23 protein-coding genes are annotated in these 25963 nt (G+C 41.3%); 13 read left to right on the forward strand and 10 right to left on the reverse strand.

Annotation, left to right across the window (positions count from 1 at the left end; translation table 11 throughout):
• Window positions 1-48: 48 nt before the first annotated feature.
• The 8 genes from ACOYVE_RS11560 to ACOYVE_RS11595 form a co-directional block, all read right to left on the reverse strand.
• The gene (locus tag ACOYVE_RS11560) at window positions 49-738 is read right to left on the reverse strand and encodes a DUF4386 domain-containing protein (RefSeq protein WP_014855696.1); all 690 of its coding nucleotides are present in this window, start codon (window positions 736-738) and stop codon (window positions 49-51) included.
• 205 nt (window positions 739-943) lie between these two features.
• Window positions 944-2215, reverse strand: a complete 1272-nt coding sequence (locus ACOYVE_RS11565) for an OmpP1/FadL family transporter (protein WP_422882071.1) — start codon at window positions 2213-2215, stop codon at window positions 944-946.
• A gap of 220 nt (window positions 2216-2435) precedes the next feature.
• A complete protein-coding gene (locus ACOYVE_RS11570; RefSeq protein WP_014855698.1) occupies window positions 2436-2903 on the reverse strand; it encodes a DsrE/DsrF/DrsH-like family protein in 468 nt (155 codons plus the stop codon).
• A gap of 22 nt (window positions 2904-2925) precedes the next feature.
• Window positions 2926-3243, reverse strand: a complete 318-nt coding sequence (locus ACOYVE_RS11575; RefSeq protein ID WP_422882072.1) for a TusE/DsrC/DsvC family sulfur relay protein — start codon at window positions 3241-3243, stop codon at window positions 2926-2928.
• Window positions 3244-3259: 16 nt separating this feature from the next.
• Window positions 3260-3952 (reverse strand): DUF1641 domain-containing protein, encoded by a 693-nt coding sequence (locus tag ACOYVE_RS11580; RefSeq protein WP_014855700.1) that lies wholly within the window; start codon window positions 3950-3952, stop codon window positions 3260-3262.
• A 1-nt stretch (window position 3953) separates the two neighbouring features.
• Window positions 3954-5183: a type III sulfide quinone reductase, selenoprotein subtype gene (gene sqr, locus ACOYVE_RS11585; RefSeq protein WP_422882074.1), complete on the reverse strand. Its 1230-nt coding sequence runs from the start codon at window positions 5181-5183 to the stop codon at window positions 3954-3956.
• A gap of 17 nt (window positions 5184-5200) precedes the next feature.
• The gene (locus tag ACOYVE_RS11590) at window positions 5201-5623 is read right to left on the reverse strand and encodes a MerR family transcriptional regulator (RefSeq protein WP_014855702.1); all 423 of its coding nucleotides are present in this window, start codon (window positions 5621-5623) and stop codon (window positions 5201-5203) included.
• 176 nt (window positions 5624-5799) lie between these two features.
• On the reverse strand, window positions 5800-6108 hold the full coding sequence (locus ACOYVE_RS11595) for a hypothetical protein (RefSeq protein WP_014855703.1): 309 nt from the start codon (window positions 6106-6108) through the stop codon (window positions 5800-5802).
• Window positions 6109-6402: 294 nt separating this feature from the next.
• Between ACOYVE_RS11595 and ACOYVE_RS11600 the strand changes: the two genes are divergently transcribed.
• The 5 genes from ACOYVE_RS11600 to ACOYVE_RS11620 all read left to right on the forward strand — a co-directional run bounded on the left by ACOYVE_RS11600 (window position 6403) and on the right by ACOYVE_RS11620 (window position 12276).
• Entirely contained in the window at window positions 6403-7317 is a 915-nt protein-coding gene (locus tag ACOYVE_RS11600) for a patatin-like phospholipase family protein (protein WP_422882077.1), read from the forward strand.
• Between the two features lie 55 nt (window positions 7318-7372).
• The gene (locus ACOYVE_RS11605) at window positions 7373-9235 is read left to right on the forward strand and encodes an NAD(P)/FAD-dependent oxidoreductase (RefSeq protein WP_422882078.1); all 1863 of its coding nucleotides are present in this window, start codon (window positions 7373-7375) and stop codon (window positions 9233-9235) included.
• Window positions 9236-9253: 18 nt separating this feature from the next.
• A complete protein-coding gene (locus ACOYVE_RS11610) occupies window positions 9254-9655 on the forward strand; it encodes a NifB/NifX family molybdenum-iron cluster-binding protein (protein WP_422882079.1) in 402 nt (133 codons plus the stop codon).
• Window positions 9618-10865, forward strand: coding sequence for an MFS transporter (locus ACOYVE_RS11615; protein ID WP_422882081.1), 1248 nt, complete (start codon window positions 9618-9620; stop codon window positions 10863-10865). The genes ACOYVE_RS11610 and ACOYVE_RS11615 overlap by 38 nt, the downstream gene beginning before the upstream one ends.
• Before the next feature lie 112 nt (window positions 10866-10977).
• Window positions 10978-12276 carry a sodium:proton antiporter gene (locus ACOYVE_RS11620; RefSeq protein ID WP_041355884.1) on the forward strand — a complete coding sequence of 433 codons (1299 nt, stop codon included), beginning with the start codon at window positions 10978-10980 and terminating at the stop codon, window positions 12274-12276.
• On the opposite strand, the gene ACOYVE_RS11625 is transcribed toward ACOYVE_RS11620, so the two are convergent.
• Entirely contained in the window at window positions 12269-12805 is a 537-nt protein-coding gene (locus ACOYVE_RS11625) for a hypothetical protein (protein WP_014855709.1), read from the reverse strand. The genes ACOYVE_RS11620 and ACOYVE_RS11625 overlap by 8 nt on opposite strands.
• The gene (locus ACOYVE_RS11630; protein WP_014855710.1) at window positions 12795-13775 is read right to left on the reverse strand and encodes an asparaginase; all 981 of its coding nucleotides are present in this window, start codon (window positions 13773-13775) and stop codon (window positions 12795-12797) included. Before ACOYVE_RS11630 ends, ACOYVE_RS11625 begins: the two co-directional genes overlap by 11 nt.
• 389 nt (window positions 13776-14164) lie before the next feature.
• On the opposite strand from ACOYVE_RS11630, the gene dnaA reads away from it, so the two are divergent.
• The 8 genes from dnaA (at window position 14165) to ACOYVE_RS11670 (ending at window position 25767) form a co-directional block, all read left to right on the forward strand.
• Entirely contained in the window at window positions 14165-15577 is a 1413-nt protein-coding gene (gene dnaA, locus ACOYVE_RS11635; protein WP_014855711.1) for a chromosomal replication initiator protein DnaA, read from the forward strand.
• A gap of 303 nt (window positions 15578-15880) precedes the next feature.
• Window positions 15881-17002: a DNA polymerase III subunit beta gene (gene dnaN / locus ACOYVE_RS11640; protein WP_014855712.1), complete on the forward strand. Its 1122-nt coding sequence runs from the start codon at window positions 15881-15883 to the stop codon at window positions 17000-17002.
• 1 nt (window position 17003) lies between these two features.
• Window positions 17004-18104, forward strand: coding sequence for a DNA replication/repair protein RecF (gene recF, locus ACOYVE_RS11645; protein WP_081489467.1), 1101 nt, complete (start codon window positions 17004-17006; stop codon window positions 18102-18104).
• Window positions 18079-18375 carry a DUF721 domain-containing protein gene (locus tag ACOYVE_RS11650; protein ID WP_014855714.1) on the forward strand — a complete coding sequence of 99 codons (297 nt, stop codon included), beginning with the start codon at window positions 18079-18081 and terminating at the stop codon, window positions 18373-18375. Before recF ends, ACOYVE_RS11650 begins: the two co-directional genes overlap by 26 nt.
• 3 nt (window positions 18376-18378) lie before the next feature.
• Complete coding sequence (gyrB, locus tag ACOYVE_RS11655; RefSeq protein WP_014855715.1) at window positions 18379-20370, forward strand: DNA topoisomerase (ATP-hydrolyzing) subunit B; 1992 nt, start codon at window positions 18379-18381, stop codon at window positions 20368-20370.
• Window positions 20370-21365, forward strand: coding sequence for a magnesium transporter (locus tag ACOYVE_RS11660; protein WP_014855716.1), 996 nt, complete (start codon window positions 20370-20372; stop codon window positions 21363-21365). The genes gyrB and ACOYVE_RS11660 overlap by 1 nt, the downstream gene beginning before the upstream one ends.
• 33 nt (window positions 21366-21398) lie before the next feature.
• On the forward strand, window positions 21399-23837 hold the full coding sequence (gyrA, locus tag ACOYVE_RS11665) for a DNA gyrase subunit A (protein ID WP_014855717.1): 2439 nt from the start codon (window positions 21399-21401) through the stop codon (window positions 23835-23837).
• 94 nt (window positions 23838-23931) lie between these two features.
• A complete protein-coding gene (locus ACOYVE_RS11670) occupies window positions 23932-25767 on the forward strand; it encodes a M1 family metallopeptidase (RefSeq protein WP_051015851.1) in 1836 nt (611 codons plus the stop codon).
• Window positions 25768-25963: the final 196 nt, after the last annotated feature.

The following is a 25963-nucleotide window of genomic DNA, read 5'->3' on the forward strand; positions in this document are numbered from 1 at the left end:
TCCTCCGATTTATATGAAAGTCAATAAAATCGCAGCAAAAAAGAACAACTATAAAGAAGAAAGATTGTTCATGTCGACTCCTTTGAAGAGCAGCCAAATTCCCACCGACAACTCAGCGATCAACGGAATGAGATAGAGCGGTTGTATAAGAAAAAAAATATCGGGAAATAAAAACCGTATGAAACTTCCGAGTATATAGACTACGGCGGCGGTTGATAAACCGTAACCCAAGATTACGGGAATTATTCCCGACTTTACAATCAAATATCCCAGAATCAAATTCGACGCTCCAAAGAAAATCAATCCGAAGTCGTATCCGTAAGCATGAAGTTCGATAAAAAGACCCGGCGTTATTGTTTCGTGGATTTCAGGATTTATACTGTCGAGCATAATCAACGGCGCAAAATAAAACAGTAGACTGACGCATATTAATAATGCCTGAGTCAATCTGAATACCGCAGCGGTAAGAGAAAGATATTTATTTACTTTCCTGAAGATAATGTAAAAAAGAATTGCGATAATAATATCGGCGGTTACCATTAAAGTATCCGCAACAAAACCGGCGCGATATAATGACTGAAATAAAGTTATATTTTCGACCGTCGCAACGGAGTCCTTCAAAATAATTTTGGATCTTACAAAGAATTCGCTGAAAAGACCCGCAGCTATTATTACAAGATAAAGCGCTCCGGCAACTTTTGCATATTTAATATAACGCGATTTATTCCCCTTACCCATCCAACCGATACCTTCAACTTATTTCCCTCTTGATAAACAATAATAAGAAAATTATCCGAGATCCGGCAATTTTTTCCCGGATGAATTTCGTTGCGGCTATATTTTTTGCTCTTTAATGTATTTGCAGGATTTGTCGATGTGAGAGAAAAATTTTAAAATAAAAAGGCGGGTTGTTTTACCCGCCCTGAAAAACGATCGATAATTATTATAAATTGTATCCGACGCCTACGCTGAAGCTGAAAACATTGAGCAGGTGTTTTCCGCCCATGTTGTGAGATCCTTGAGTAATATCTCTTTCTGCGCCGAAGAGATACTCTGCGGCTGCTTCAAGTTGAATTTTTCCCATTGAATAAGTCAATCCGCCCGTTAGAACGTGATTGGTGGAAGACGGGAAGAGAATATTGACTGTTTCGTCCGGAGCCGGAGCCGGGTCGTAGTAGTAGCCGATTCTGCCCGTGAAACAAGGAGAAAATTGATATTCGGCGCCTGCGCGAATCTGTACTTTGTCTTCCCATTTGAGTATGAATTTATTTCCGTCGTCTACGCTCATTGCAAGTTTCCAGTAAGCGTCGTTATATTCAGTAACGAGTTCGTCGAGTTCCGACCATTGGCTGAATTGAGCGTCGAGAACCAAAGTAAGTTTATCGTTCGGTTTGTAGGCAAACCCGCCGGAGATCCAGAGCGGCCACGTAACGTCTCTGTCGAAATCGCTTTCGCCGGGTCCGGGCATCACAGCCGGCGGTAAGTTGGGCAATACCGGAAACAGATTATTCTTCGCCGTTCCGCTCATCGATACTTTCGACGCCAATCGTACCGTGGCTCCGAAAGAGAGTTCGGGATTGAAATTATATTTTAATCCGAAAGTAGCTCCGAATCCGAGTCCGTCCGACGATTCGTCGTACTGGAAAAACTCAGGGATACCGTCCCCGTTAACATCCTGCATTACGGGTTGTTTCATATCGAACATCGCATACGAAATATTAACGGCCAAACCCAGCGAGAGATTTTCGGATACCTGATAAGCAAACGCCGGAGATATGTTTATCACTCCGATTTGGGACATCAGTTCTAAGTTAGCCTGCGAAGGATAACCGAATTCGGAAGTATTCCATTCGGCTCCGATGCCCGCGGGCACATATACTCCAAGTCCGAAAGCCATATTGTCGAGCGAGTAATTCACAAACAAACCGGGCGCGGGATAAACGTTATTGACCAGAGACGCGTCGATAGGTCCGTTCTTGTAATAACCGTTCGGCATAATGAACGTACCGTACAAATAAACTCTCGAATCCAATCCCGCCAGACCTGCGGGATTCCAATAAATAGCTGAACCGTCGTTAGCCAAACCGACAAATGCGCCTCCCATACCGAGCGCGCGGGTACCGACGCTGTTAAGACTCAATCCGTTTGCTTTCAACGGGACCGCCGACAGAGCAATCATTAATATTGCAGTCAGAATAACGGTTAATTTTTTCATGCTTCACTCCCCTGTATAATTGATGGATGATTTTATATCATTGAGTTCTCCCCTGCGGTAAGCAACTCAGATGAATCGGATAAACACACCTAATACCCTAATTAAAATTATGCTTTGAAAATTAAAAAAATAACTATACTTACAAAAATCGTTTTTTAAAACGAAAAAGTTTGTCCCGTCTCGATTAAGCGCGGAGAATAAGACGGGACAAACCTGAAAATCATGTAAAGATAATTTCGCCGCCGGCAGACATCTCGTAGAATTCGCCCACTGTTATAATGTCGTCTACCTGTTCGCAGAAATCTTCTTTTTTAAGATGAAACATATCCACCGTGGCTTTGCAGGCGTAGATGTTGCAACCCGCATCGTGAATCATTTCGAGGAATTCTCTGACGGGAGGAATGTCGAGTTTTTCCATCTCCTTTTTCATCATTCTTGTTGCAAAAGCGCTCATGCCGGGCAATATTCCGATTATCGAGGGAATGTGCATAGCCGGATTACCGACAGTGGCCACTTTCAGCTTATCCATTCTTTTGTCGATAATCGCATCGAGTCCGAAAAATGTAAAGAATAAATTTGCTTCGATACCTTCCATCCGCGCTCCGTTGGCCATTATCAGCCCGGGATAAACTCCCTCCAGGGAGCCTTTGGAAACCACTATTGATACTTTTTTAAGTTGTTCGGACATTTTTTTCTCCGTCTTTATTTAATTAAATACAGCCTTTGGGCTTTGGTAGTCCTGCAATCTTAGCGGCTTTTTTAGCCGGACCGTTCGGAAAAAGTTCATAGAGTTCTTTTGTGCTAACGCCGCTTTCTTTGGTAAGTCTTCTGATCGAAGGAGCGTCGCCTTTTTCCTGATATTCTTTTCTCATAAAATTAATTACCGCCCAATGGCGTTCGGTCAGTTCGTTAATACCTTCCATTTTTGCGAGCTCTTTAGCCACTTCTTCGTTCCAATCCGATAAATTGGCAAGATTGCCGTCGGCGTCGACTTCGAGCTGCTTGCCCAATATTTCGATAGTTGCCATAAAAGTACCTCCGTTGTTATTGTTTTGTGTTTGAGTTTAATTCTTCCGGTTGATTTGCAATATTTTTAAGAAATTCGATTCCGAATGCCAATCCTCTTTTAACTTGGGGGTCGTTCATTTCTCTCAGAAGAGAAAACAACGAAACGTCTTCTTTAACCGTTATATTGAGATTTTTGTATACGTTAACCACGTTGTTGAGAGTGTTTAGCATTTCCGGCTGAGTAAGATTTTTAATTGTATCGAGAATCATTACAATATTGTCCGCCAGGGCTCTTACGTCTTCCGGCGAGAATGAAGTAACAATATTATCGAGAATTTTTCTTGATTCTCTCATAAAGTCGAAATACCCTTTTCTGTCGTACTCGTCGAGTTTGTTCATCAAATCGATTATGCCTTCTCGCGAGATCGGCGCAAAATCTTCGAAGAAATCTTTAATGCTCTCGAGCTGTTCGACCGCTTTATTGATTGTGTTTACGTTCCTTAGAAGCTTTTTACCGAGGTGGAGTAAATCGGCTGAGCTGAAGGAGTCGCTTATCTCGTCGAGTTCTTCAACCGCCGTTTTGTAGAGATCGGCACCCACTCGCATCAGATCGTCTTTAAGGTCTTCCATTTCTCTCCTGTGGCGGCGCTGCAGTTCGATCTCTTCGAGTATAATATCGAGCTTCCGGTTCAACTCGTCTATCTGATTTTGAATTTTTGTTTCTTCCATATTATAACCTCTTGCCTGCCATTGACATGTGCGATTCGATCGGTAATTCTTTCCCTTTAATCAGAAAATTCCAGTACATCCATCTGAACATTACTTTGCCGTAGTGATTCATTTTCGTTTCTTCCAGGAGCGAAAATGGCCCGACGCCCGGCAGAGGAAATTTACCCGGCAGCGGTTCGGTATCGTAGTTGAAATCGATTAATATTCCCTTGCCGAAACCGGACTCGATAAAACAGTTGGCGTGTCCGTCGAAGCGGGCTCTCGGTTTTCTGCCTTCGATAACGTCGATAAAATTTTCGAACAAAATATCGGCTTCGAAATGAGCGACTGAACCGGCTTTCGAAGAGGGCAGATTGGTGGCGTCGCCGATAACGAAAATATTGTCGTATCCTTCGGCAACTAGAGTATGTTTGTCGGTCGGAATAAAATTGAGTTCGTCGCCCATACCGCTGCGGGCAATCGCTTCGTCTCCCATATTTGTCGGAATTGTGACCAGGCAATCGAACGGGACTTCTCTTTCGTCCCACGAAATTATTTTCTGGTTTTCATTGTCCACGCGCCCGATATTAAAATCGGTTGTCAGTTTAATATTCTTTTTGTCGAGGAAATCTCCTAAAATCGAAGAAGCTTTCGGTTTTGTGAACGCGCCCGGCAGCGGAGTCACAAAGTGGATTTCAACTTTGTCGCGTATTCCCCTTTCTGTAAAATACCAGTCTGCCAGAAATACGAATTCGAGCGGAGCCACGGGACATTTGATCGGCATTTCGGTAATATTAACAACCAGTTTGCCGCCTTCCCAGTGTTTGAAGAAATTAGCCAGAGCTACGGCTCCTTCGATCGTATAGAAATCAAATATCTTTTTGTACCATAAATCTCCGAGCATTCCTTCGGTTTCGCCGGGATTAATTTTTGCGCCGGTTGCAACAATTAAATAATCGTATCCCAGCACTTTTCCGTCTTTCATCAAGACCCTGTTCGATCCCGGTTCGATTTTGTCGATTTCCCCCATGCAAACGTTCACGCCGGTGGGAAAGAAATCCCGCTTCGGTTTTATTACGTCTTTTTTAGAATAAATACCGAAGGGTATGAAAAGAAAACCTGGTTGATAGTAGTGAGTTTCAAACTGGTCGACTATAGTAATCTGCCATTCGTTCCTGTCGAGTACAGGATAGAGTTTATTGAGCATCATGGTGCCTGCGGTGCCGGCGCCAAGTATTACTAACTTTTTCATCAGTTCTCCCGAATAATTTATTTTAATAATTCCTTTAATTTGTTTTTAATCGATGCGCAATTCCCGTAAGATTTATAAACTTCGCATTGACGGCAGTCCCGTCCCGAGCAGTAGTTGTCTTTATGATTAATCATCCAGCACGGTTTTGTATGACCGGAATAAGCCGCGCATTCTTTCCGGTCTTTCTCGCTGCATTTTACTATTGCCCAGCAAGGAATTAAAGCCAGGACTCGCCTTATGCCTTCGATATTGATTTTGTCTTCGTTTATTGTACTCCGGATACAACCGATTCTTTCAATATCCCTGTCGGTATAAAGACGTTGATTGCTCGACTTCTTAAAAGGAATTATGAGCCCTTCCCTCTCGTACATTCTTAGTGTATGCACTGAAATTCCGGAAAGTTTTGCCGCCATGCTTATTGTATATTTTGGTTCATCCATAACAGCCTTTCATGTCATAATTGTTTACATCAATCAATATCAACTTTCTTGCCAATATTCAATATTAGGTTTTCGCGCATTTTTAACGTCCGTGTAATGGCGTTTTTTCAAAGGCGGGAAAGGAAAATCCGGGAAATCTCAAAAATAATATAGACAAGTCTTCTTGTCTTTTTATTCTATTTTCCCGAGATAAGCCATTTAAGCGCTTCGTCGAGGCGGGAAAAGTAGGAGAGGTTAAAAATTCCTCTGTTGAGGGCAACGTTTTTCGAATGCTCGTGCTGCTCTTTGTCGAGCGCATCGAGGACGGCAATCCGCTCTTTTTCCGTTACTCCGAGTTTGTCGAGATTCGTCACTATCATGTGACTGCCTATGAGAGTATAATCGAGTTTTGCGTTTCTTATATCCCACAAAACTTTGTTGATTTTCTTTTCCCTCATAAACTTAATCGTTTCGAGAGCAGCCTTGTTTCTGCTTTCGACATTCATAATGCCTTCTATTTCGGTGTGAACGTATTCGACTCCGTCTAAGATTTCGTTTTTTGATTTGATATGTAATCATTTTGCCCCCGTTTTAGATTTTTCTTTTCGCCGTAAAGAATTTATATTCTAAAAACTTTTCGGATATATCTTCCGCCTTTTTTAGATTCTGTCCGCAACAAAGCTTTTTCGCATGCTAAATTTTTTTGATTTTTTGATGAAGTGTATATTATTAAATTTTTCCGCCCGCATATAAAAATATTATTCTATTTTTGCATTTACAATAATTTTTTAGGGAAAGAAGTGTCGAAGTTAGGAATAGCGCTTGGGGGCGGAGGAGCCCGCGGTCTTGCTCACATCGGCGTTCTCAAAACGCTCGAAAAAAACAAGATTAAAATTCATTCTATAACCGGTTGCAGTATGGGCGCAATAATCGGCGGACTCTATGCCTACTACGGCAATATCGACGATGTGGAAAGCTTTATTGAAAGCGTATTGAACAATCCGAGATTCAAGGAACTTGGCATTTCGAAACTAAGCGAATCGAAAGGCGCGCTCGACAAAAATTTTCTGGAACAACTTTTCGATTTTATCGAGGTGCGTTTCAAAGCGTTTAAGTCCCTTTCGAGCCTGTCTTATTTCGAAGAAGACGAAGCCGAAGAAATGTTCGGCGTTATTCCCGACGTTCCTATCGAAAATCTGAAACTGAAGTTTTCCGCGGTGGCGACAGACCTTATCAGCGGGGAAGAAATAAATTTTACAAGCGGGTCGCTGCGTACCGCCATAAGAGCCAGCTCGGCAATTCCGGGAATTTTTCCTCCCCTCAAATATAAAGATTACTTGCTCGTAGACGGCTACACGTCGGAAACCGTCCCGGCTACAAAATTAAAAGAACTCGGCGCCGACCGAGTCCTTGCGGTCGACGTAATGAGGCAACTGAAATATTCCAAAGCGCCCGATAATATTATTGATCTGCTCTACCGGACGGAAGACATTACATCGTATCATCTGGCGCTTTTGAAGTTGCAGGAAGCCGATCTGGTAATTCATCCCGACATAAAAAATTTATCGTGGGCTGATTTTGAGCGAGCCGGAGAAATAATTAAAGCCGGAGAACTTGCGGCAATCGAAAATCTTTATGAAATAAAAAAACTGGTCAACCGGTTTCCTCTTACTCTATGGTTCTTTAAGTTCATGCGATTACTTAAGAGAGCCTGAAATTTTTCTTTTCGAATCATATCCCGCGGAAGCGCATCTAACCGACTAAAAAAATATGGTGCTTCCGAAATTAAGAAACAGATTATTAATGTCCGCCGTCAAAACCGGATACGGAGACGGCAACGGCAGCATTACGGATCGGCATATCGCTTTCTGGGAAAGACGTTCGCCTCATGTGTCGGCCGTTATATTCGAACCGTTCTATATCGATCGAAGAGTTAGAGAACTTCCGACCCAAATAGGCATCGACTCGGACGATAAAATCGAAGGACACAGAAAAATAATCGAAGCCGTTCATAAAAACGGAGCCTTTGCCGTAGCTCATATTAACCACCCGGGCAGAATGGCTAACCCTAAACTCGAAGGAAATATTTACCTGTCTGCCTCGGAAATTCAATGCCCCAACGGGGGCAAAAAACCGAAAGCTCTAACCGCAGATGAAATCAAAGAGGTTCAAAATCAATATTTAAGAGCTGCTTTAAGAGCCGAGAAAGCCGGCTACGATATAATCGAACTTCAATTCGGTCTCGGATATTTAATTGCTCAATTCCTTTCTCCCGACTCAAACAAACGCACAGATATTTACGGCGGCCGTTTCGAAAACCGCATACGGTTCGGACTCGAAATTCTTCGACTCCTGAAAGAAAATCTTGCAATTCCCGTAATTGTCCGTTTAAGCGGAGACGAAATGTACGAAGGCGGAATTAAACTCGAGGAGACGATTCGCATTGCAAAAATACTCGAACGGGAAAAGGCGGATGCAATTCATGTTACATCCGGAAATGTATGTATGAGTCCGCCGTGGTATTATCAGCACCATTTTATTCCGAAAGGAAAAAACTGGGAGTTGTCGAAAAAAATAAAAGAAGCCGTTTCGATTCCCGTGATTGCCGTAGGACAGATCAACGAGCCGCGGGATATCGACGCCATTCTCGATTCAGGTTCTGCGGATTATGCGGCAATCGGACGGGCGCTTATAGCCGATCCCGATTTTGCGGGAAAGTATCTTAACCTAATCGGCGAGCGAATCCGTCCATGCAGCGCTTGTCTTACCGGATGTTTAGGAAGAATTAAAATCGGAAAAACTTTGCAATGCGAAATTAATCCCACAGTCGGCAGGGAATCCGAAATTATTACTACCGAGCCCTCTAAAAAACATTATGCCGTTGTCGGAGGCGGCTTAGCCGGAATGGAAGCCGCGCTAACTCTCGAGAAACGCGGTCATAATGTTACTCTGTTCGAAAAAGAAAACCTCGGCGGTCAATTTAAATACGCTCCCCTTCCGCCGGGCAAAATTTCATTGCAAAAACAAATCGAATATTACATCGAAGAAATTAACGACAGCAACGTATCGGTTATCTACAAAGAGGCGGCTCCCGAAGATTTAATAGGAAAATACGACGGCGTAATAATAGCCACCGGTTCAAAACCTTTTATTCCGGAAATCGAAGGGATGAAAAATTATTATTGGGCTGAAATTCTTTTGGATCCCCCTAAAAACAAAAACGTATTGATTATCGGAGGCGGATCAATAGGAGTTGAAATAGCCTCGGCTCTTATCGACGGCAATAACAACGTAACCATTGTAGAAATGCTCGATGAATTGGCGCGCGACATGGAATTAATAACAAAAAAATTAAATCTGCTCAAATTAAAGAACGCCGGAGCGAGAATTTTTACCGGATCCAAAGTAACAAGGCGCTTAGGGAATGATGTCTATATTACGGACAATAACGGCAAAGAAACCGTAATTGAAGAGATAGATATCTGTGTGGTTGCAACGGGAATGAAACCGGACACTTCGCTCACAGAAAAACTGGAAGGCAAAATTCCGTATTATATTATAGGAGACGCCGAAAAAGTCGGCGACGCTGTTTCCGCTATTCAAAGCGGCTACTTTACCGCAAAAGAACTTTAATCAAAAAGGAGAAAAGTCATGAAAATAATTATCGGTTCGGACGGAAATACATTGGAAAGCCAGGTTTCAAAAAGATTCGGTCGCGCCGCTTATTATATCTTTTACGACAGCGATACGAACTCTTTCGAAAGCTTTGCCAATGAGGAAGAAGGACACAATCACGAGAATCTGGAAAAATTTCTGGAAATGGGAATCGATGCTTTTATAGTAGGCAATATTGGTCCTCATGCTTTTGAAATGATAAACACTCCTCGCAGCAGCGTATTCCTTGCCAGAAAAATGTCCGTCAAAGAGGCAATCGAAAATTTATTGAGCGGAAAACTCGATAAATTGAACGAACCGACTGTAAAGAGGAGTATCGATCACGGCAGAAAACAATGTCATGGAGAAGGTCACGGTTACGGCTGGCGCTCTCATTAAAGAAAAAATAAATTTTTTTTCGTTACTCTGGCACGCCTTTTGGCTGGCTCTGGCCGAAATTTTTGCCGACAAAAACACGGTTCTGCCGGCATTGATTCTCTTTGCCGGCGGAACACAGACAGAAGTGGGATACCTCGCTTCGATAATGATCGGCGTTCCTCTGTTGTCGCAATTGTTTTTTGCGGTTCTTTTGACCGGCAAAAAATTCAAAAAGAAATTCCTGCTGATAGGAATTTATTTGCGCGTTTCTGCTTTTGCCGGCACGGCTTCGTCCGTTTTTTTTATAGACAAAATTTCGACGGGCTCATTCATTTTTCTTATACTTTTCTGGATGTTTCTTTTTTCTATAAGCGGCGCATTTGCCGGAATTTCTTACGGCGATATTGTAGGCAAATGTTTTGAACCATCGAAACGCAAAAATTTCTTCGTTACAAAACAATTTATTGCGGGCGCGGGAATTCTCTCATCGGCATTTATAGCAAAATTATTGTTGAGCGAAATCGAATATCCACGCAATTATCAAACGGCGTTTTTCTGCGCCGCCGCCTTCCTTTTTATCGCTTCGCTCGGTTTCTGGATGATAAAAGAAAAACCCTCGCGCGTAAAAATCAAAAAGAAAACCGACTTGTTTAAGAGCGTAGTCGACGAAATTAAGAACAACAAAACTCTCCGCGGATTGATTTTAATATCGAATCTTGCAGGTTTTTCTTTTGTAACAATCCCTTTTTTAATAGGTCACATAAAGAATACTTTTCCGATTACGAAACAAGACGTGGGAAATTTTTTGCTCATACAAATAACAGGAATGATTGTCTTCAGTTTTTTGTGGAAAAAAGTATTAGCCCGTTATTCGTACAAAGGAATGATGAAAATAAGCATACTGTTCCTGGCGTTGATACCGCCGGCGTCTTTACTAATTAACTCGATCGATTCCTTCTATGTGCTGTTTTTCATTATCGGCGGCGCTATCGGTTCCTGGAAGATTATACAGGAAGGCGCAATTATCGAAATTTCGAAAGAAGAAAGCAGAGCCCTCTATCTAGGCGTTTTCGGCTCTCTTAATTTATCGTCGATGTTTGCTCCTATAATTTACGGCGCTCTAATTCGCTACATAGACGTATCGTACATTTTTATTGCTTCCTCGGTTATTACAGCTTTTTCATTTCCGCTAATAAAAAAGCTGATTTGTCAGGTTGACTTAAATTATTAATTTATTTTTCAAATCTTATATTAATAAATACGGTTAATGAGTTTGAAAAGTTGATAAAATCATCTGAAAATAATAGTTTTGCGTAATTTTGTTCAACTAAACTGGTAAAAAAATGGACGCTCATCATGTATCTATCCCGATATTAAGTATTATTCCTTTTGTATTAATGCTTCTATCGATTGCAGTATTTCCGCTCTTTTGGGAACACTTTTGGGAAAACAATCGCAACAAACTTATTATCGCCGTCATTTTGAGTATACCCACAACGATTTATCTCCTATCTGCCGGGCTTTCTCATGAATTGGTAGAAATAATGGTCTTCGACTATATTCCGTTTATAATTTTATTGGGAGCGCTTTTTACAATTACCGGCGGAATTTATTTATCCGGGGATATCGAAGCGACTCCGAAAGTCAATTCGATTTTTCTGGGTATAGGCGCTATTCTGGCTTCATTTATGGGAACAACGGGCGCGGCTATGTTATTGATTCGTCCGGTAATTCAAACAAATAAAGAAAGAAATTTTAAGGTACATACAATATTGTTTTTTATAGCAATTGTTGCCAATTGCGGCGGACTGCTCACTCCTTTAGGAGATCCTCCGCTTTTTATGATGTATTTGCGAGGAGCTCCTTTCACCTGGTTTTTCAAATTGGTACCCGAATGGCTTTTTTCAAATTTGTTGCTGATTATAATTTATTTTATTGTGGACAGTTATTATCATAAAAAGGAACCTCAACAAGCATTAAAAATAGACAAAGAAAATCAAAGACCTATCAAGCTCGAAGGGAAATTGAATTTTGTATGGCTGATCGGTGTAGTATTGTCTGTGGCTTTTCTGAACGAACAATACCTTCATTTTATAAAAGAAAACGAATACTATAAATTCATCCGTGAAGCCGTTATTCTCGGCATGGCTATTCTTTCTCTCTTATTTACTCCAAAACTCACCCGTCAGTCTAACAACTTTACCTGGGAACCGATTAAAGAAGTAGCATATCTTTTCTTGGGTATTTTTATAACTATGGTTCCCGCGCTTTTGTATCTCGAAACAAACGCTCATCAATTGGGCGTATCGCTGGCTCATCAGTTTTACTATTACACAGGAGCGCTCAGCAGTTTCCTCGACAATACACCAACAGCCGTAACGTTTCATTCATTGGCGCTGGGATTGGGCATTGAAAGCGGCAATTTAGTAGCGGGAATTCCCGAAGAATTGTTGAAAGCTATTTCTGTGGCTGCGGTACTCTTCGGCAGTATGACATACATCGGCAACGGTCCGAATTTTATGGTTAAAGCCGTAGCCGAGGAAAACAATATAAAAATGCCGAGCTTTTTCGCTTATATGTATAAATTCTCGCTTATTATTCTTCTGCCGGTATTTATTCTTATTCAATTGCTTTTCATCTGATTATTTTTTCGAGGCTGTCCTCTTCTTCGGGGGACAGCCGCTTGTATTCCCGGATAAACAAGGGCATAACCAAAACATAAACAAATACGAGCATTGCCAATACGTAAAACAGAGTTCCGATCGTTTTGTCGTGTTCGAGAAGATTCAACCTGCCAAGCATGTAATTCCAATCGTGGTAAACATTATTCCCTCCTATTAGTCTCAATTTTTTCTCGGAGGCGTCCGCGGCATAGACGCTGATGTTAATTAAATTCTGTCCGAGCCACAGCAAAAAGATTCTCGCGGCTGTATATTTTTTTTCCTTGTAATAGTAAAAAATAAAAAGCGACGGAATAATAATCTGCATAAGCGTTCCGCCTAAGGTATAGACAAACTTACCAAAGATTGCAAATACGCCGTGCCCGCCCTCGTGAATCAACAGATTCAGTTCGTCCAGGAGAAATACTCTTCCGCGGTTATAAATCAGGTATATTACGGCGGGTATAAAAAATAGAGACGGTATCCATTTCCTAATTTGTTTATTGTTCATCTTCGAACATCGATCTCAATTTAGCTATTTCGTTAGTAATGCCGAGACAAACAATCAATTTTATTCTGGCTTTTTGCCCGTTCAAGTAATCGGAAAAAATAACTCCCGCCTTTTTTAGCCATTTTCCCGCTCCTTCGTAGCCGTATATGTCGAGAGTTTCGCCGGCCGGGCATCTGGAAACCAATACCACCGGGATGCCTTTTTCAATAACGTACTTTATACCTTCGAACGCTTTCGGGGGAACGTTGCCAACTCCCATAGCTTCGACTACCAGCCCGTCGGCGCCGCTGTCGGCTGAAAATTTGAAAAATTTTTCGTTCATTCCGGCATATACTTTTATCAAATCTACGTTTGAATTGATTTTCGCCGTCTCGAACGTTTCAAGTTTCCTTGGCAGCCTGTTAAAAATCACCCTGTCGTTTTCGACAAATCCGAGCGAACCGAAATCGAGACTGTGAAATGTTTCGATATCTTCGGTATGAGTTTTCGTTACTTCGCTTGCGGCATTAATTTCGCCGTTCAAACAGACAAGCACGCCCATATTTCCGCTGTTGGGATTATTAATAATCGATATGGCGTCGAGCAGGTTCTTCGGCCCGTCCCAATCCGGCTCCGAGCTTGTTTTCATAGCGCCTATTACCACTATCGGTTTTTCCGTTTTTACCGTGAGATCGAGAAAGTAGGCTGTCTCTTCGAGTGTGTCTGTCCCGTGCGTAATAATAATTCCATCAGTATCGTTTTGATTTATATACTTCTTTACAATTTCCGACAACTCGAGCATTAATTCCGGAGTCATATGCGGTCCGGGATAGTTGCCGAATTCATAGACGGATATATTGGCTTTCTTATCGGCTTCCGGAATGATTTTGAGGAGCTCTTCGCCATGGTAATATGGCACGGCCGAATTTGTTTCCCTGTCGATCTTCATCGAAAAGGTGCCGCCGGTAAAAATTATCAAAATATTTTTCACTTGCTTTCTCCGTTTTTTTTCGTATTTCAAAATAAATTGACAAATCCGAAAAGAAAAGTGAAAAAGATTTTAAAATTAATTTGCTCTTATCCTCTGCAACTCATATTTTCACGCTCGGTTAAGGTGCTGAAATCGAGTGTTGATAACTTGTTGATAAGTTGTTTGTGTGAAACGTTTCACACTTCTTTTATAAGGGTGATTTTATCAACTTTAGTATTATTTCTTGTTTGTTATTTTATAATAAATTCTGTAACTCTTTATAACTAAATAAGTTATGGGTTTTATTTAATGTTAATAATTTGTGGAATTTTTCTGATAGTTCTTTTTGTTTTCTTAATAAATAATTAATATTCTCAATTTTTTCATTAATCTAATTGTGGATAAGTGATATGGAATTAAATCAATCTGCTCTAAATACCGAAAAGATTGAAACTGAAAAAAATGCCAAAGATATCTGGAAAGAATGCCTGAGTATAATAAAAGAAAACGTACCTTACATTACGTATAATACCTGGTTTTTGCCCATAAAGCCGCATGAACTTGAAAACAATACTCTTAAAATTTTCGTACCCAACAACTTTTTTATCGAATGGATCGAAGAGCATTATAATACATTGATAAACAAAACGGTAAACCAGGTACTGGGACCGGAAGGCAAACTTGTTTACATAGTTTACGAAGAAAACGACCCTTTCGAAGAGTTAAAACAACCGACAAGCGAGAAAAAACCCGAATCCGCCGCAGTAGTCGAGGAAAAGAAGAGCGAATTCGAATCTTTTCTTAATCCTCGCTATACATTCGAAAATTTTATAAAGGGCGAAGGAAATCAACTGGCTAGAGCCGCCGCGTTGGCTGTTGCGGACAATCCCGGTCAAACTTCTTTCAATCCTCTTTTTATTTACGGCGGTGTCGGTCTCGGAAAAACTCACCTGATGCATGCCATCGGAAATAAGATTCTCGAGAAAGATTCGAATAAAAAAGTAATTTATCTTTCTTCGGACGCATTTACGGTAGAATTTGTGGAAGCTATTCAGAGCGACCGTGTGAACGAATTTTCCGCTTTTTACAAAAGCATGGACACTCTTATTATCGACGACATACAATTTCTCGTCGGCAAAGAAAAAACTCTCGATCTGTTTTTCCAGATTTTTAATACTCTTCATCAAAGCGGAAAACAGATAGTCCTTTCGAGCGACAAACCTCCAAAGGAATTGAAAGGTCTGAACGAAAGATTAATATCGAGATTCTCCTGGGGACTTACCGCAGACATACAACCGCCGGATTTCGAAACTCGCGTCGCCATCCTGAAAAACAAGAGCGAAAGCTTCGGTCTGGAACTCTCTAACGATATCTATGAGTATATAGCTCACAACATTACTTCTAACATCAGAGAGCTGGAAGGCTGTCTTATAAAGCTTTTGGCAACTTCTTCCCTTAATTCTAAAGAAATCGATTTTAATCTGGTTAAGAAAATCGTCAAAGAAGTTTCGACCAACAAACAGGTTTCGATTTCCATCGATTATATAACCAAAGTGGTTTGCGACTATTTTAAGGTGGATGAAAATAAAGTACGCGAGAAAAACCGTAAAAAAGAAATCGTACTGGCTCGTCAGATTGCTATGTATCTTTCCAAAGTTTTAACTAAATCTTCGCTCAAAACCATCGGTCTGCATTTCGGCGGACGAGACCATTCGACCGTTATTCACGCTTATAATACTATGGAACTATTGATTGAGAAGGACGGCAACGTCAAGGAAATTATAGAAAGTCTGAAAAATAAAATCGAAATGAGCGCCGCCTGAGTGTGTATAACTTGTTGACCGTCTGTTTTTAACTTGTGGATAATTTAATCTTATGAACATCGTTTTGATAACTCGTTTTTTTCAACCCGTTATCAACATTTATCGTTTTTCATATTATCCTTTTTTGCTCTGTAAATTGGTATTTTCAGACTTATCAACATATCAACAGTCTTATTGTTTTTGTTCTTTTATTCATTAAATAATACTATAAAAACATAATAATAACGTGTGTGGATAAGGCTAAAATAAAATTGTAAATCTCTCTATATTTTATTATTTTTTGCTGAAAGGTGGAGATAATTTATGGAATTTAAAGCGAACAGTAAAGAGCTCGAAAAGCTACTTGCCAAAATCATTCCCGCAGTACCCACAAGAACGCCGATGCAGATATTGGAAAATATTCTGCTCGAAGTAGAAAACGGAGTGCTGACGGTCTATGCAACCGATCTGGAAATATCTCTGAAGTCTTTTTTGAATATAGCTTCGGACGAAAATATTAAAATAGTAATTCCAGCGCGTCTGTTTTACGATATTATCAAGTCTTTGAAGGACACTACCGTACACTTCAAAATAAACGGCAACAAAAGACTAGAAATAACCACGGAGAAAGGCAAGTATACATTAAGCTATATCGACGCGGACGAGTTCCCGGAAATTCCCACCATTAACACGAGCAACGACGTCTATGAAATATCAATTAACGGTCAGGATTTAAAAAGCGCTTTCGATAAAACGGCTTTTGCAATGAGTAAAGAAGAAATAAGACCGGCAATGATGGGAACGCTTTTCGAATTTTGCGATGAAGGCTTGAGATTTGTAACTACAGACGGTCATCGACTCGTCAATTATCTGAATAAAAACATCAAAGCGGACATAAACAAACAATATGTGGTTCCTGAACGAGCCGTTTCCGTTTTATCTAAAGTTTTGGACGAAAAAGAACTGAAAGTATATTTTACTAACAGTTACGTATCGTTCAAGCTGAACGACATGGAATTGATTACCCGATTGATAGCGCAGAAATACCCCGAATATAAGAGCGTAATTCCGCTGGAAAACGAATATGCTCTCAGAGTCAAAACAAACGAATTGCTCGACTCGATTAAAAGAATGATGCTCTTTACTACTAGCACAACGAGGAGAGTAAAATTTTCGATCGATTCGGAACAAATTATTATTTCCGCTGAAGACATTGATATCGGCGCCGCCGGCGAAGAAGAAGTAAAATGCGAATACCGGGGTGAGAAGATGGAGATCGGTTTCAATTCCACGTATATCAACGATATTTTAAGTCATCTGTCGGATTACGATGAGATAATATTTAAACTGCATTCCCCTACCAAAGCGGTAATTATCGAACCGGTGGAACAAAAAGAAAATACAGATTTGATGATGCTGTTGATGCCCGTACGTTTGAATACATAAAATGATCCTTAGAAATATTAACTTGCGCAATTTCAGGCTGCATGAAGACACATCGGTAGAGTTTTCCAATAAATTAAATTTCCTGGTAGGAGGAAACGGACAGGGAAAAACATCCATATTAGAAGCAATTTACTACCTGTGCACCACTAAGAATCTTTTGTCTTCATCCGATTCCGATACTATTACTTTTGGCAGGCAATTTATGGAAATTAAAGGAGTTATTGAGGATTTGGCGGTTCATTCGGTTCGTTTGAATTACGATACCAGGAGGAAATACTATTATCTCGACGACAAAATAATTCCGAATTCCGCCGAAATAATAGGCAAATTTCCGATTGTAACGCTCATTCAGGCAGACCACCAGCTTACTCAGGGTTCTCCGTCGGATAGAAGAAAATTTGTCGATTCCACTCTATCGCAATTGAGTCATTCTTATTTGGATATCTACATTGATTACAATAAAATTTTGAGACAACGCTCTAACCTTTTGTCGCAAATAAGGGAAAACAGAAATCTGAATTTATACGATCAGCTGGAAGCCTGGACGGAATCCCTGATTCTCAAAGGAGCGCAAATAATCGAACACAGAAATAAATTTGTATCCGAGTTCAACGGGTACCTCAAAAATGCGTATCAGTATATTATGGGAGACGTCGAAACGCCGTTTATTTCTTATTCAACGCTTTGCAGTCCGGAAGAAAATATAGCTGTAGAATTCAGAAAACAGATCGACTCTGTAAAAGAGGAGGAAATAAGGAGAGGAGTCAATTTAATCGGTCCTCACCGCGACGACTTACTGTTTTTAATCAATGATAAAGAATTGAAAAAATACGGTTCGCAGGGACAACACAAGACGTTTCAGATAGCTTTGAAATTCGCTCAATTTTTTTACATCAAGGAAAGAATAAACAGAACGCCCGTTTTTTTGATGGACGACGTATTCGGCGAGCTCGATAAATACCGCGCTGAGAAAATAAGCGCATACCTTTCGGAAATAGGACAGGCATTCATTACAATGACAGACCTGACTTATTACGAAGAGCTGAATAACGACAACAGACTGATAACGGTGGAAAATGGTAAAGCAAAAATCGTCAACTGATATTAAGAGCATAAGCCAGATAATTGCACAGGAAGAATTTAAAGACATCAGGGAAATAGCGGAATCGTACAACGTTATAGAGGAATTTTATACTATTTTCCCCGAACTGAAAAAAATAGCGACGCCAAAAAAAGTGGAAGATCGGGTCTTGTTTATTAAGGTGGAAAACTCCGTTTGGAAAAGCGAACTCTTCTTATACAGAAAACAGATAACAGAAAAGATAAACAGGTTTTTTAATAAACAGATTTTAAAAACAATCAAACTGATATAAAATATGAAAAACAACACGGTTCAAAGCAGCGAATACACAGCAAAAAATATCAACATATTAAAAGGACTCGAAGCGGTGCGCAAACGCCCCGCTATGTACATAGGAGACGTAGGCTCGCGTGGTTTGCATCACCTTATTAACGAGGTAGTCGACAACAGTATAGACGAAGCTCTGGCTGGATTTAACGACACGGTTATCGTTACAATACACAAAGACCAAAGCGTTACGGTGGAAGATTACGGACGCGGTATTCCTGTGGACATCCACCCGGTCGAAAAGAAATCCGCGCTCGAAGTGGTGATGACGGTTTTGCACGCGGGCGGCAAGTTCGATAAAAACACATACAAAGTATCGGGCGGTTTGCACGGCGTGGGCGTTTCGGTGGTCAATGCTCTGTCGGAATGGCTAAAAGTAGAAGTGCGAAGAGACGGAAAAATCTATACGCAGGAATACAAAAGAGGCGTTCCTCAAGGACCGGTTAAAGAAACGGGAACGTATAAAAAAGGTAAATCTGGCACTAAAATTACTTTCAAGCCCGATAAGGAGATATTCAAAACGGTAAAATTCAAATACGAAATAGTTGCCGAACGCTTGAGAGAACTCGCATACTTGAACAAAGACGTTACTATGATTTTGATCGACGAGAATGAAGGCATAGAAGAGAAATATCATTTTAAAGGCGGACTGATCGACTTTGTAAGATACCTCGACGAACAGCGCAATCCTCTTCACAAGCCGATTTATATCGAAGGAGAAAAAGAGGGAACGCCCGTCGAAGTGGCATTTGAATACAGCGATTCGTACAACGAAAATGTCCATACATATGTAAACAACATAAATACTATTGAAGGAGGAACTCATCTCGTAGGTTTCAGAACTGCGCTGACGAGAACTTTTAATAATTATGCCTATAAAAACAAGCTGATTAAAGAAAACAGCAAAATATCTTTAACGGGAGAAGATTTTAAAGAAGGACTGACGGCGGTTATTTCCGTTAAGGTTATGGAACCTCAATTCGAAGGACAAACCAAGACAAAGCTAGGAAACAGCGAAGTAAAATCAATAGTCGAATCGATAGTGGGAGAAAAACTCGCCGAATATCTGGAGGAAAATCCTTCTGTAGCAAAAAAAATAATCGAGAAGAGCGTCAAAGCTGCCGAAGCGCGCGAAGCAGCCCGTAAAGCCCGAGAACTTATTAGAAGAAAAAACGCTCTCGATTCGTTGAATCTCCCCGGCAAATTAGCCGACTGCTCGATTAACGACCCCGAGCATTGTGAAATCTATATAGTCGAAGGAGATTCCGCTGGCGGTTCTGCCAAACAGGGACGCGACAGAAGATTTCAGGCTATTCTTCCTATTAAAGGAAAAATAATAAACGTAGAAAAAGCGAAAATAAATAAGATACTGGAGAATCAGGAAATTCAGGCAATTATATCGGCTATCGGAGCGGGAATAGGAGAAGATTTCGACGCGTCTAAATCGCGTTACGGTAAAATAATTTTAATGACGGATGCCGACGTGGACGGAAGCCACATCAGAACCCTTCTCCTTACGTTCTTCTACCGTCACATGAAGGATTTGATCAACCAGGGCAAAGTTTATATAGCTCAGCCGCCGCTTTATAAAATTAAAAAGGGCAAAGAAGAATTTTATGCTTTCGACGACGAGGAAAGGGATGCGATTCTTAAACGCCTTAAGGGCGACGTTAAAGGAAAAGAAGAAGAGGAAGAAATTGCCGATGTCGAAGAAACCGAAGAACAAACGCAGAAACAAATGAAAGGCATTGTCATATCGAGATACAAAGGATTGGGCGAAATGAATCCGGAACAGTTGTGGCAAACCACTATGAATCCCGAAACAAGAACCATACTTCAGGTTAATCTCGAAAGCGCAGCGACAGCAGATAAGATATTCGAGACCCTTATGGGCGACGCAGTTGAGCCACGCAGAGAATTTATTGAAAAACACGCCAAGTATGCCAAATTGGACGTTTAATGCCGAAACATCATAAATACAATCACCCGTTAAAGGAATACGTCAGGGTCGACTATACGGCGCTTAATCAGGATCTGACAATTGAAGAAGCGCTCGAAAAAATCCGCACCGAAGGCATCGGGGAACGGATTGTTTATTTCTATGTAGTCGACGAGGAACAGCGTCTTGTAGGCGTGCTTCCTACCAGACGATTACTTACGGCTTCGAAAAATACAATAATTAAAGATATTATGATTACGCGCGTAGCGGCTTTGCCGGATAATTCAACGGTATATGACGCATGCGAATTTTTTGTTACGTATAAATTTCTGGCGCTGCCCGTTGTCGATAAAGATCATAAAATTATTGGAATAGTCGACGTAAATTTGTTTACCGAAGAATTGCTCGAAATCGAACCAGATATTGAAGAGCGCCACAGAATGAGCGATATCTTCGAAACAATCGGTTTTACAATCGAGGAAATTAAAAACGCCACACCTCTAAAAGCCTGGAGATATCGTTTCCCCTGGCTCGTTACAACCATTATCAGCGGAACTGTTTGCGCAATGCTTGCCGGTTTATTCGAAGCCACTTTGGCCGAAAGCATTGTTATAGCGTTTTTTATTACTCTCGTTCTGGGGCTTGGAGAAAGCATCAGTATACAATCGATGACCGTGGCTATTCAGGCGCTTCATACAAATCGTCCTACAAAGGAATGGTATATAAAATCGATTGTCAAAGAATTGAAAACGGCATTCCTGCTGGGCATAAGCTGCGCCCTTTTGGTATTTATTGTAATAGCCGCATGGAAAAACGATTATGCGGCCGCTTTCGTAGTTAGTTTAAGCATTATAATGGTGGAAATGCTGGCGGCTTTCTGGGGTATAAGCGTACCAACAATTTTACACAGAACAAAATTAGACCCGAAAATTTCCGCCGGTCCGGTAACTCTGGCTCTTACCGATATCGGCACAATCTTGTTTTACCTCGGTTCGGCAACACTGATTTTGGAATAAATAAGAAATTAATAATTAATACAGACTGGAAAAATGAGCACAATATTCGAAAAAATCGTACCGATTACTCTTGAAGAAGAAATGAAATCGTCTTACATCGATTATGCTATGAGCGTTATAGTTGCGCGCGCATTACCCGATGTGAGAGACGGATTAAAACCCGTGCACCGAAGGGTCTTATTCGGAATGCACGAATTGGGATTGACATACAATAAACCGTATAAAAAGTCAGCTCGTATTGTCGGCGAAGTACTCGGTAAGTATCACCCTCACGGTGACAGCGCCGTTTATGATACTATGGTTAGAATGGTACAGGATTTCTCGCTCCGATACCCGTTGGTTGACGGACAGGGAAACTTTGGTTCGGTAGACGGCGACAGCCCGGCGGCAATGCGTTATACCGAAGCGCGTCTGGCTCGTATATCGGAAGAGATGCTTAGAGACCTCGATAAAAATACGGTCGATTTCGTCCCGAATTTCGACGACACCTTACAGGAACCCTCGGTTCTGCCGGCTTATTTGCCCAATCTTCTTGTAAACGGCGCCAGCGGTATTGCGGTCGGTATGGCAACTAACATTCCGCCGCATAATCTTTCGGAAGTTATCGACGGATTGATTGCTTTGATAGACAATCCAAAAATTACTCCGGAAGATATTATGAAGCACATTAAAGCCCCCGATTTCCCCACGGGCGGTATAATCTACGGTTACGAAGGCGTTCGAGAAGCTTATTTGACGGGACGGGGCAAAATTACAATTCGGGCAAGAGCCAATATCGAAACTCTGAAAAACGACAGAGAAAATATCGTAATAACGGAACTTCCCTATCAGGTTAACAAAGCTTCGCTGATCGAAAAAATTGCCGACCTGGTAAGAAATCAGAAAATCGAGGGAATCTCGAACATACGCGATGAATCCGACCGCGACGGTATGAGAATCGTTATCGAAATGAAAAGAGACGGTCAGCCGGCGGTTACATTGAATCAGCTCTTCAAACACACGCAAATGCAGGTTACTTTCGGCGTTATAATGCTTGCGCTTGTAAACGGCGTGCCTAAAGTGCTTACTCTCAAGCAAACGATGGAGCATTTCCTCGATCACCGAATGGACGTTCTTATCAGAAGAACAAAATTCGAACTCGACGCCGCCGAAAGAAGAGCTCATATTCTAGAAGGATATATCATTGCGCTCGACAATATCGACGAAGTGATCGAAACAATTAAAAAATCGCGCGACGTCGAAACCGCTAAACGCAATTTAATGCGTAAATTCAAACTCTCCGAAATCCAGGCGAAAGCGATTCTCGACATGAGATTGCAACGCCTCACGGGTCTGGAAAGAAAGAAGATTGAGGATGAATACAAAGAAACGATTAAATTAATCGAAAAACTGAAAGGCATTCTTGCCAGCGAAAAGAAGAGAAAACAAATAATCAAAGAAGAACTTCTTGCGCTGAAGGAAAGATACGGCGACGAGAGAAGAACCGAAATTATTTACGATTACAAAGACTTTTCGCTCGAAGATATAATTGCCGAAGAAGACGTTGTAGTAACGATATCTCACAGAGGATTTATCAAAAGATTTCCCGTCAGCGGATACAGACGTCAATCGAGAGGCGGCAAAGGAGTTACGGGCGCCGGCACCAAAGACGAGGATTTTATTGAACATATGTTTGTCGCTTCCACGCACCATTACATTATGTTCTTTACCGACAAAGGTAAATGCTATTGGCTCAAAGTTCACGAAATTCCCGAAGGCGGAAGAACGGCAAAAGGCAGGTCGATACTTAACCTTATCGAAAAATCGAAAGAAGAAAAGATTGCGGCTTTCGTAGCGGTAAAAGAATTCAGCGACGATAAATACGTCGTGATGGTTACCGAAAAAGGCACGATCAAAAAGACCGTCCTCTCCGCATATTCCAATATTCGCCGGGGCGGTATTAATGCAATAAATCTTGCCGACGGCGACAATCTCGTTGAAGCAAAATTGAGCGACGGAAACAACGATATTATTATCGGCACACGGAACGGTATGGCTATCCGTTTTAACGAAAAGGACGTGCGCGATATGGGCAGAACCGCAACGGGTGTGCGAGGCATCAATCTTGCCAAAGACGATAAGGTAATCGGAATGATTGTTGTAAGAAACGCCTCTACCTTACTGGTTGTTACAAACAAAGGATACGGCAAGCGCTCGGAATTGGACGACTACCGTTTGACTCGAAGAGGAGGCAAAGGCATTATTACAATTAAAACTTCCGAAAAGAACGGCAAGATGATTGCAATGAAAGAAGTCAACGACACCGACGAACTGGTTATTATTACTACCAAAGGGATGGTGATTCGACAGGCGGTGAAAGATATCAGAATAATGGGCAGAAACACTCAGGGCGTTCGACTCATTAAATTAAACGAAGGCGACGAAATTGCCGACATAGCCAGAGTGGCTCCCGAAGAGAACGGAGAGGAATAACGCATAAAAGGCGGCGGATTTTCCGCCGCCTGTTTGTTTCTTTCTGTTTTCTCTCCTAAATTACATTTTCATTAATGTGACTCAGGGCTCTAAAATGAAAAAGCTGGCAATCTTTTTATTTATCCCCGTCATTTTGCTTTCTCAACCTCTTCCCGTTAACTTCAAAGGTGCATACGAAAAACAAACCAGGTCTTATGACGGCAAACCGGGAAGGAATTACTGGCAAAATAAAAGCGATTATATTATCAAAGCGGAGGTAATACCTTCGGAAAAAAGAATTAATGCGGAAGAAACGGTTACTTATTATAATAACAGTCCCGATACGCTCGATATTATAGTGGTTAAGTTGCTCGGGGATTTATACCGCAAAGGAAACGCAAGGGATATAGAAATATCGCCCGATGCCGTAAATGAAGGAATGAAAATCTCTACGGCGAAATTGAACGGCTCGGAATTCGAAATTACTCGCGACAACGAAAAGCCTCATATTACCGGAACAAAATTGATTATTCCCCTTAAAGAAAAATTATTACCTGGAGAGAAAGCAGAGCTTTATTTTAAATGGGAAGTCAAAATTCCCGGCGAATCGCAAATTCGAATGGGCGCGTATGATTCCACTTCATTTTTTGTGGCTTATTGGTTTCCGCAAATTGCGGTTTACGACGATATCGACGGCTGGGATATGAACGATTATACGGGACATGCCGAAACATACAACGATTTCGGAAATTATCAAGTCGACATTACTGTTCCTCAAAACTTTGTGGTTTGGGCTTCGGGCAAATTATCGAATCCCGAAGAAGTATTCGAAGAGAAAATTCTCGATAAGTACATAACGGCAAATTCCTCCGATGAAATCATACATATTATTAGCGAAGAAGATCTGGGCAACGTAACTAAAAAGCGCAATAAAATTACGTACAAATTCAGATCGGAATCGATACCCGACTTTGCATTTGCTATGAGCGACCATTATTTGTGGGATGCTTCAACGTGGCGGGACGTATTAATTTCGGCGGCTTACAATCCGGAATCGAAAGGATTTTACAACGTTGCCGAAGTTGCGCGTAAATCGATTGTTTATTTTTCGGAGGAAATGCCGGGCGTTAAATATCCTTATCCTGTTATGACAGTTTTTAACGGCAGAGGCGGAATGGAGTTTCCCATGATGTGCAACGATTCGTCGGTAGACAATCTGAGAGGCACCGTTCATTTAACGTCGCATGAAATTTCGCATACTTATTTCCCGTTTTATATGGGAATTAACGAGCGGAAATATGCGTGGATGGACGAAGGCTGGGCTACCATGCTGCCGTTCGATTTTCAGGAATTGAATGCGCCCGGATACGACCCCAGACAACGGAATGCGGAAGGATATTCGCAATACGGCGGTCGGGATACCGACCTGCCGCCGATCGTCCCCTCGTCTCAATTGAGAGGCATATCCTACAGAATGGCTTCCTACAGCAGACCGGGCGCCGCGTACGATTTTATGATGAAATTCATGGGTAAGGAAAAATTCAAAGCTTGCTTGCACGAATATATTAAACGCTGGAACGGCAAACATCCGACTCCTTACGATTTCTTTAATACATTCGAAGATGTAAGCGGCGAAGACCTCGATTGGTTTTTTAAACCGTGGTTCTTCGAATTCAAGTACCCGGATCTGTCTATTAAAAAAGCGGAAGCCAAAGACGGATATCTTTTTGTTGAAATTGAGAATAATGGCGGTTTGCCTCTTCCCGTCGTTTTATTTGTAAAAAACGGCGAAGCTAAAGAAAAGATTTTCGAGGCGCAGGCAGATATCTGGAAAGGAAAACCCGGAGAGCTTAAACTCGAAATTAAATGCAAAAAACCGGAAGAGCTTTTGCTCGGAACTCCTCAAATTCCCGACGTTGACGACACGGACAACAAATTTTCGCTGAAATGATTTACGACAACCTTCAATAAAAATTACCGTATGGCGCGGCTAGTAAAGTCGCGCCTATAAAACTTGCAAACAAATTATCAGACAAGTTCTTGTCTGCCCCGCAATAAAAAAATCCAAATGAATTCTGAATAGAAGAAAAAACGCAAAAATTGACTTTTAAAATATTTATCGTATATTTACGATTAACGATTGGAGG

The organism is Melioribacter sp., from assembly GCF_049325435.1.
GTDB classification, from domain to species: domain Bacteria; phylum Bacteroidota; class Ignavibacteria; order Ignavibacteriales; family Melioribacteraceae; genus Melioribacter; species Melioribacter roseus.

Bases quoted from the DNA above. Each gene is read 5' to 3' on its own strand.
- gyrA (WP_014855717.1), top strand. From the start codon at position 21,399: ATGAGCACAATATTCGAAAAAATCGTACCGATTACTCTTGAAGAAGAA.
- sqr (WP_422882074.1), bottom strand. From the start codon at position 5,183: ATGAAAAAGTTAGTAATACTTGGCGCCGGCACCGCAGGCACCATGATG.
- ACOYVE_RS11650 (WP_014855714.1), top strand. From the start codon at position 18,079: ATGGTAAAGCAAAAATCGTCAACTGATATTAAGAGCATAAGCCAGATA.
- dnaA (WP_014855711.1), top strand. From the start codon at position 14,165: ATGGAATTAAATCAATCTGCTCTAAATACCGAAAAGATTGAAACTGAA.
- ACOYVE_RS11620 (WP_041355884.1), top strand. From the start codon at position 10,978: ATGGACGCTCATCATGTATCTATCCCGATATTAAGTATTATTCCTTTT.
- ACOYVE_RS11625 (WP_014855709.1), bottom strand. From the start codon at position 12,805: ATGAACAATAAACAAATTAGGAAATGGATACCGTCTCTATTTTTTATA.
- ACOYVE_RS11565 (WP_422882071.1), bottom strand. From the start codon at position 2,215: ATGAAAAAATTAACCGTTATTCTGACTGCAATATTAATGATTGCTCTG.
- ACOYVE_RS11595 (WP_014855703.1), bottom strand. From the start codon at position 6,108: ATGAATGTCGAAAGCAGAAACAAGGCTGCTCTCGAAACGATTAAGTTT.
- ACOYVE_RS11580 (WP_014855700.1), bottom strand. From the start codon at position 3,952: ATGGAAGAAACAAAAATTCAAAATCAGATAGACGAGTTGAACCGGAAG.
- ACOYVE_RS11660 (WP_014855716.1), top strand. From the start codon at position 20,370: ATGCCGAAACATCATAAATACAATCACCCGTTAAAGGAATACGTCAGG.
- gyrB (WP_014855715.1), top strand. From the start codon at position 18,379: ATGAAAAACAACACGGTTCAAAGCAGCGAATACACAGCAAAAAATATC.
- ACOYVE_RS11575 (WP_422882072.1), bottom strand. From the start codon at position 3,243: ATGGCAACTATCGAAATATTGGGCAAGCAGCTCGAAGTCGACGCCGAC.
- ACOYVE_RS11610 (WP_422882079.1), top strand. From the start codon at position 9,254: ATGAAAATAATTATCGGTTCGGACGGAAATACATTGGAAAGCCAGGTT.
- ACOYVE_RS11560 (WP_014855696.1), bottom strand. From the start codon at position 738: ATGGGTAAGGGGAATAAATCGCGTTATATTAAATATGCAAAAGTTGCC.
- ACOYVE_RS11590 (WP_014855702.1), bottom strand. From the start codon at position 5,623: ATGGATGAACCAAAATATACAATAAGCATGGCGGCAAAACTTTCCGGA.
- ACOYVE_RS11570 (WP_014855698.1), bottom strand. From the start codon at position 2,903: ATGTCCGAACAACTTAAAAAAGTATCAATAGTGGTTTCCAAAGGCTCC.
- dnaN (WP_014855712.1), top strand. From the start codon at position 15,881: ATGGAATTTAAAGCGAACAGTAAAGAGCTCGAAAAGCTACTTGCCAAA.
- ACOYVE_RS11670 (WP_051015851.1), top strand. From the start codon at position 23,932: ATGAAAAAGCTGGCAATCTTTTTATTTATCCCCGTCATTTTGCTTTCT.
- ACOYVE_RS11605 (WP_422882078.1), top strand. From the start codon at position 7,373: ATGGTGCTTCCGAAATTAAGAAACAGATTATTAATGTCCGCCGTCAAA.
- ACOYVE_RS11615 (WP_422882081.1), top strand. From the start codon at position 9,618: ATGGAGAAGGTCACGGTTACGGCTGGCGCTCTCATTAAAGAAAAAATA.
- recF (WP_081489467.1), top strand. From the start codon at position 17,004: ATGATCCTTAGAAATATTAACTTGCGCAATTTCAGGCTGCATGAAGAC.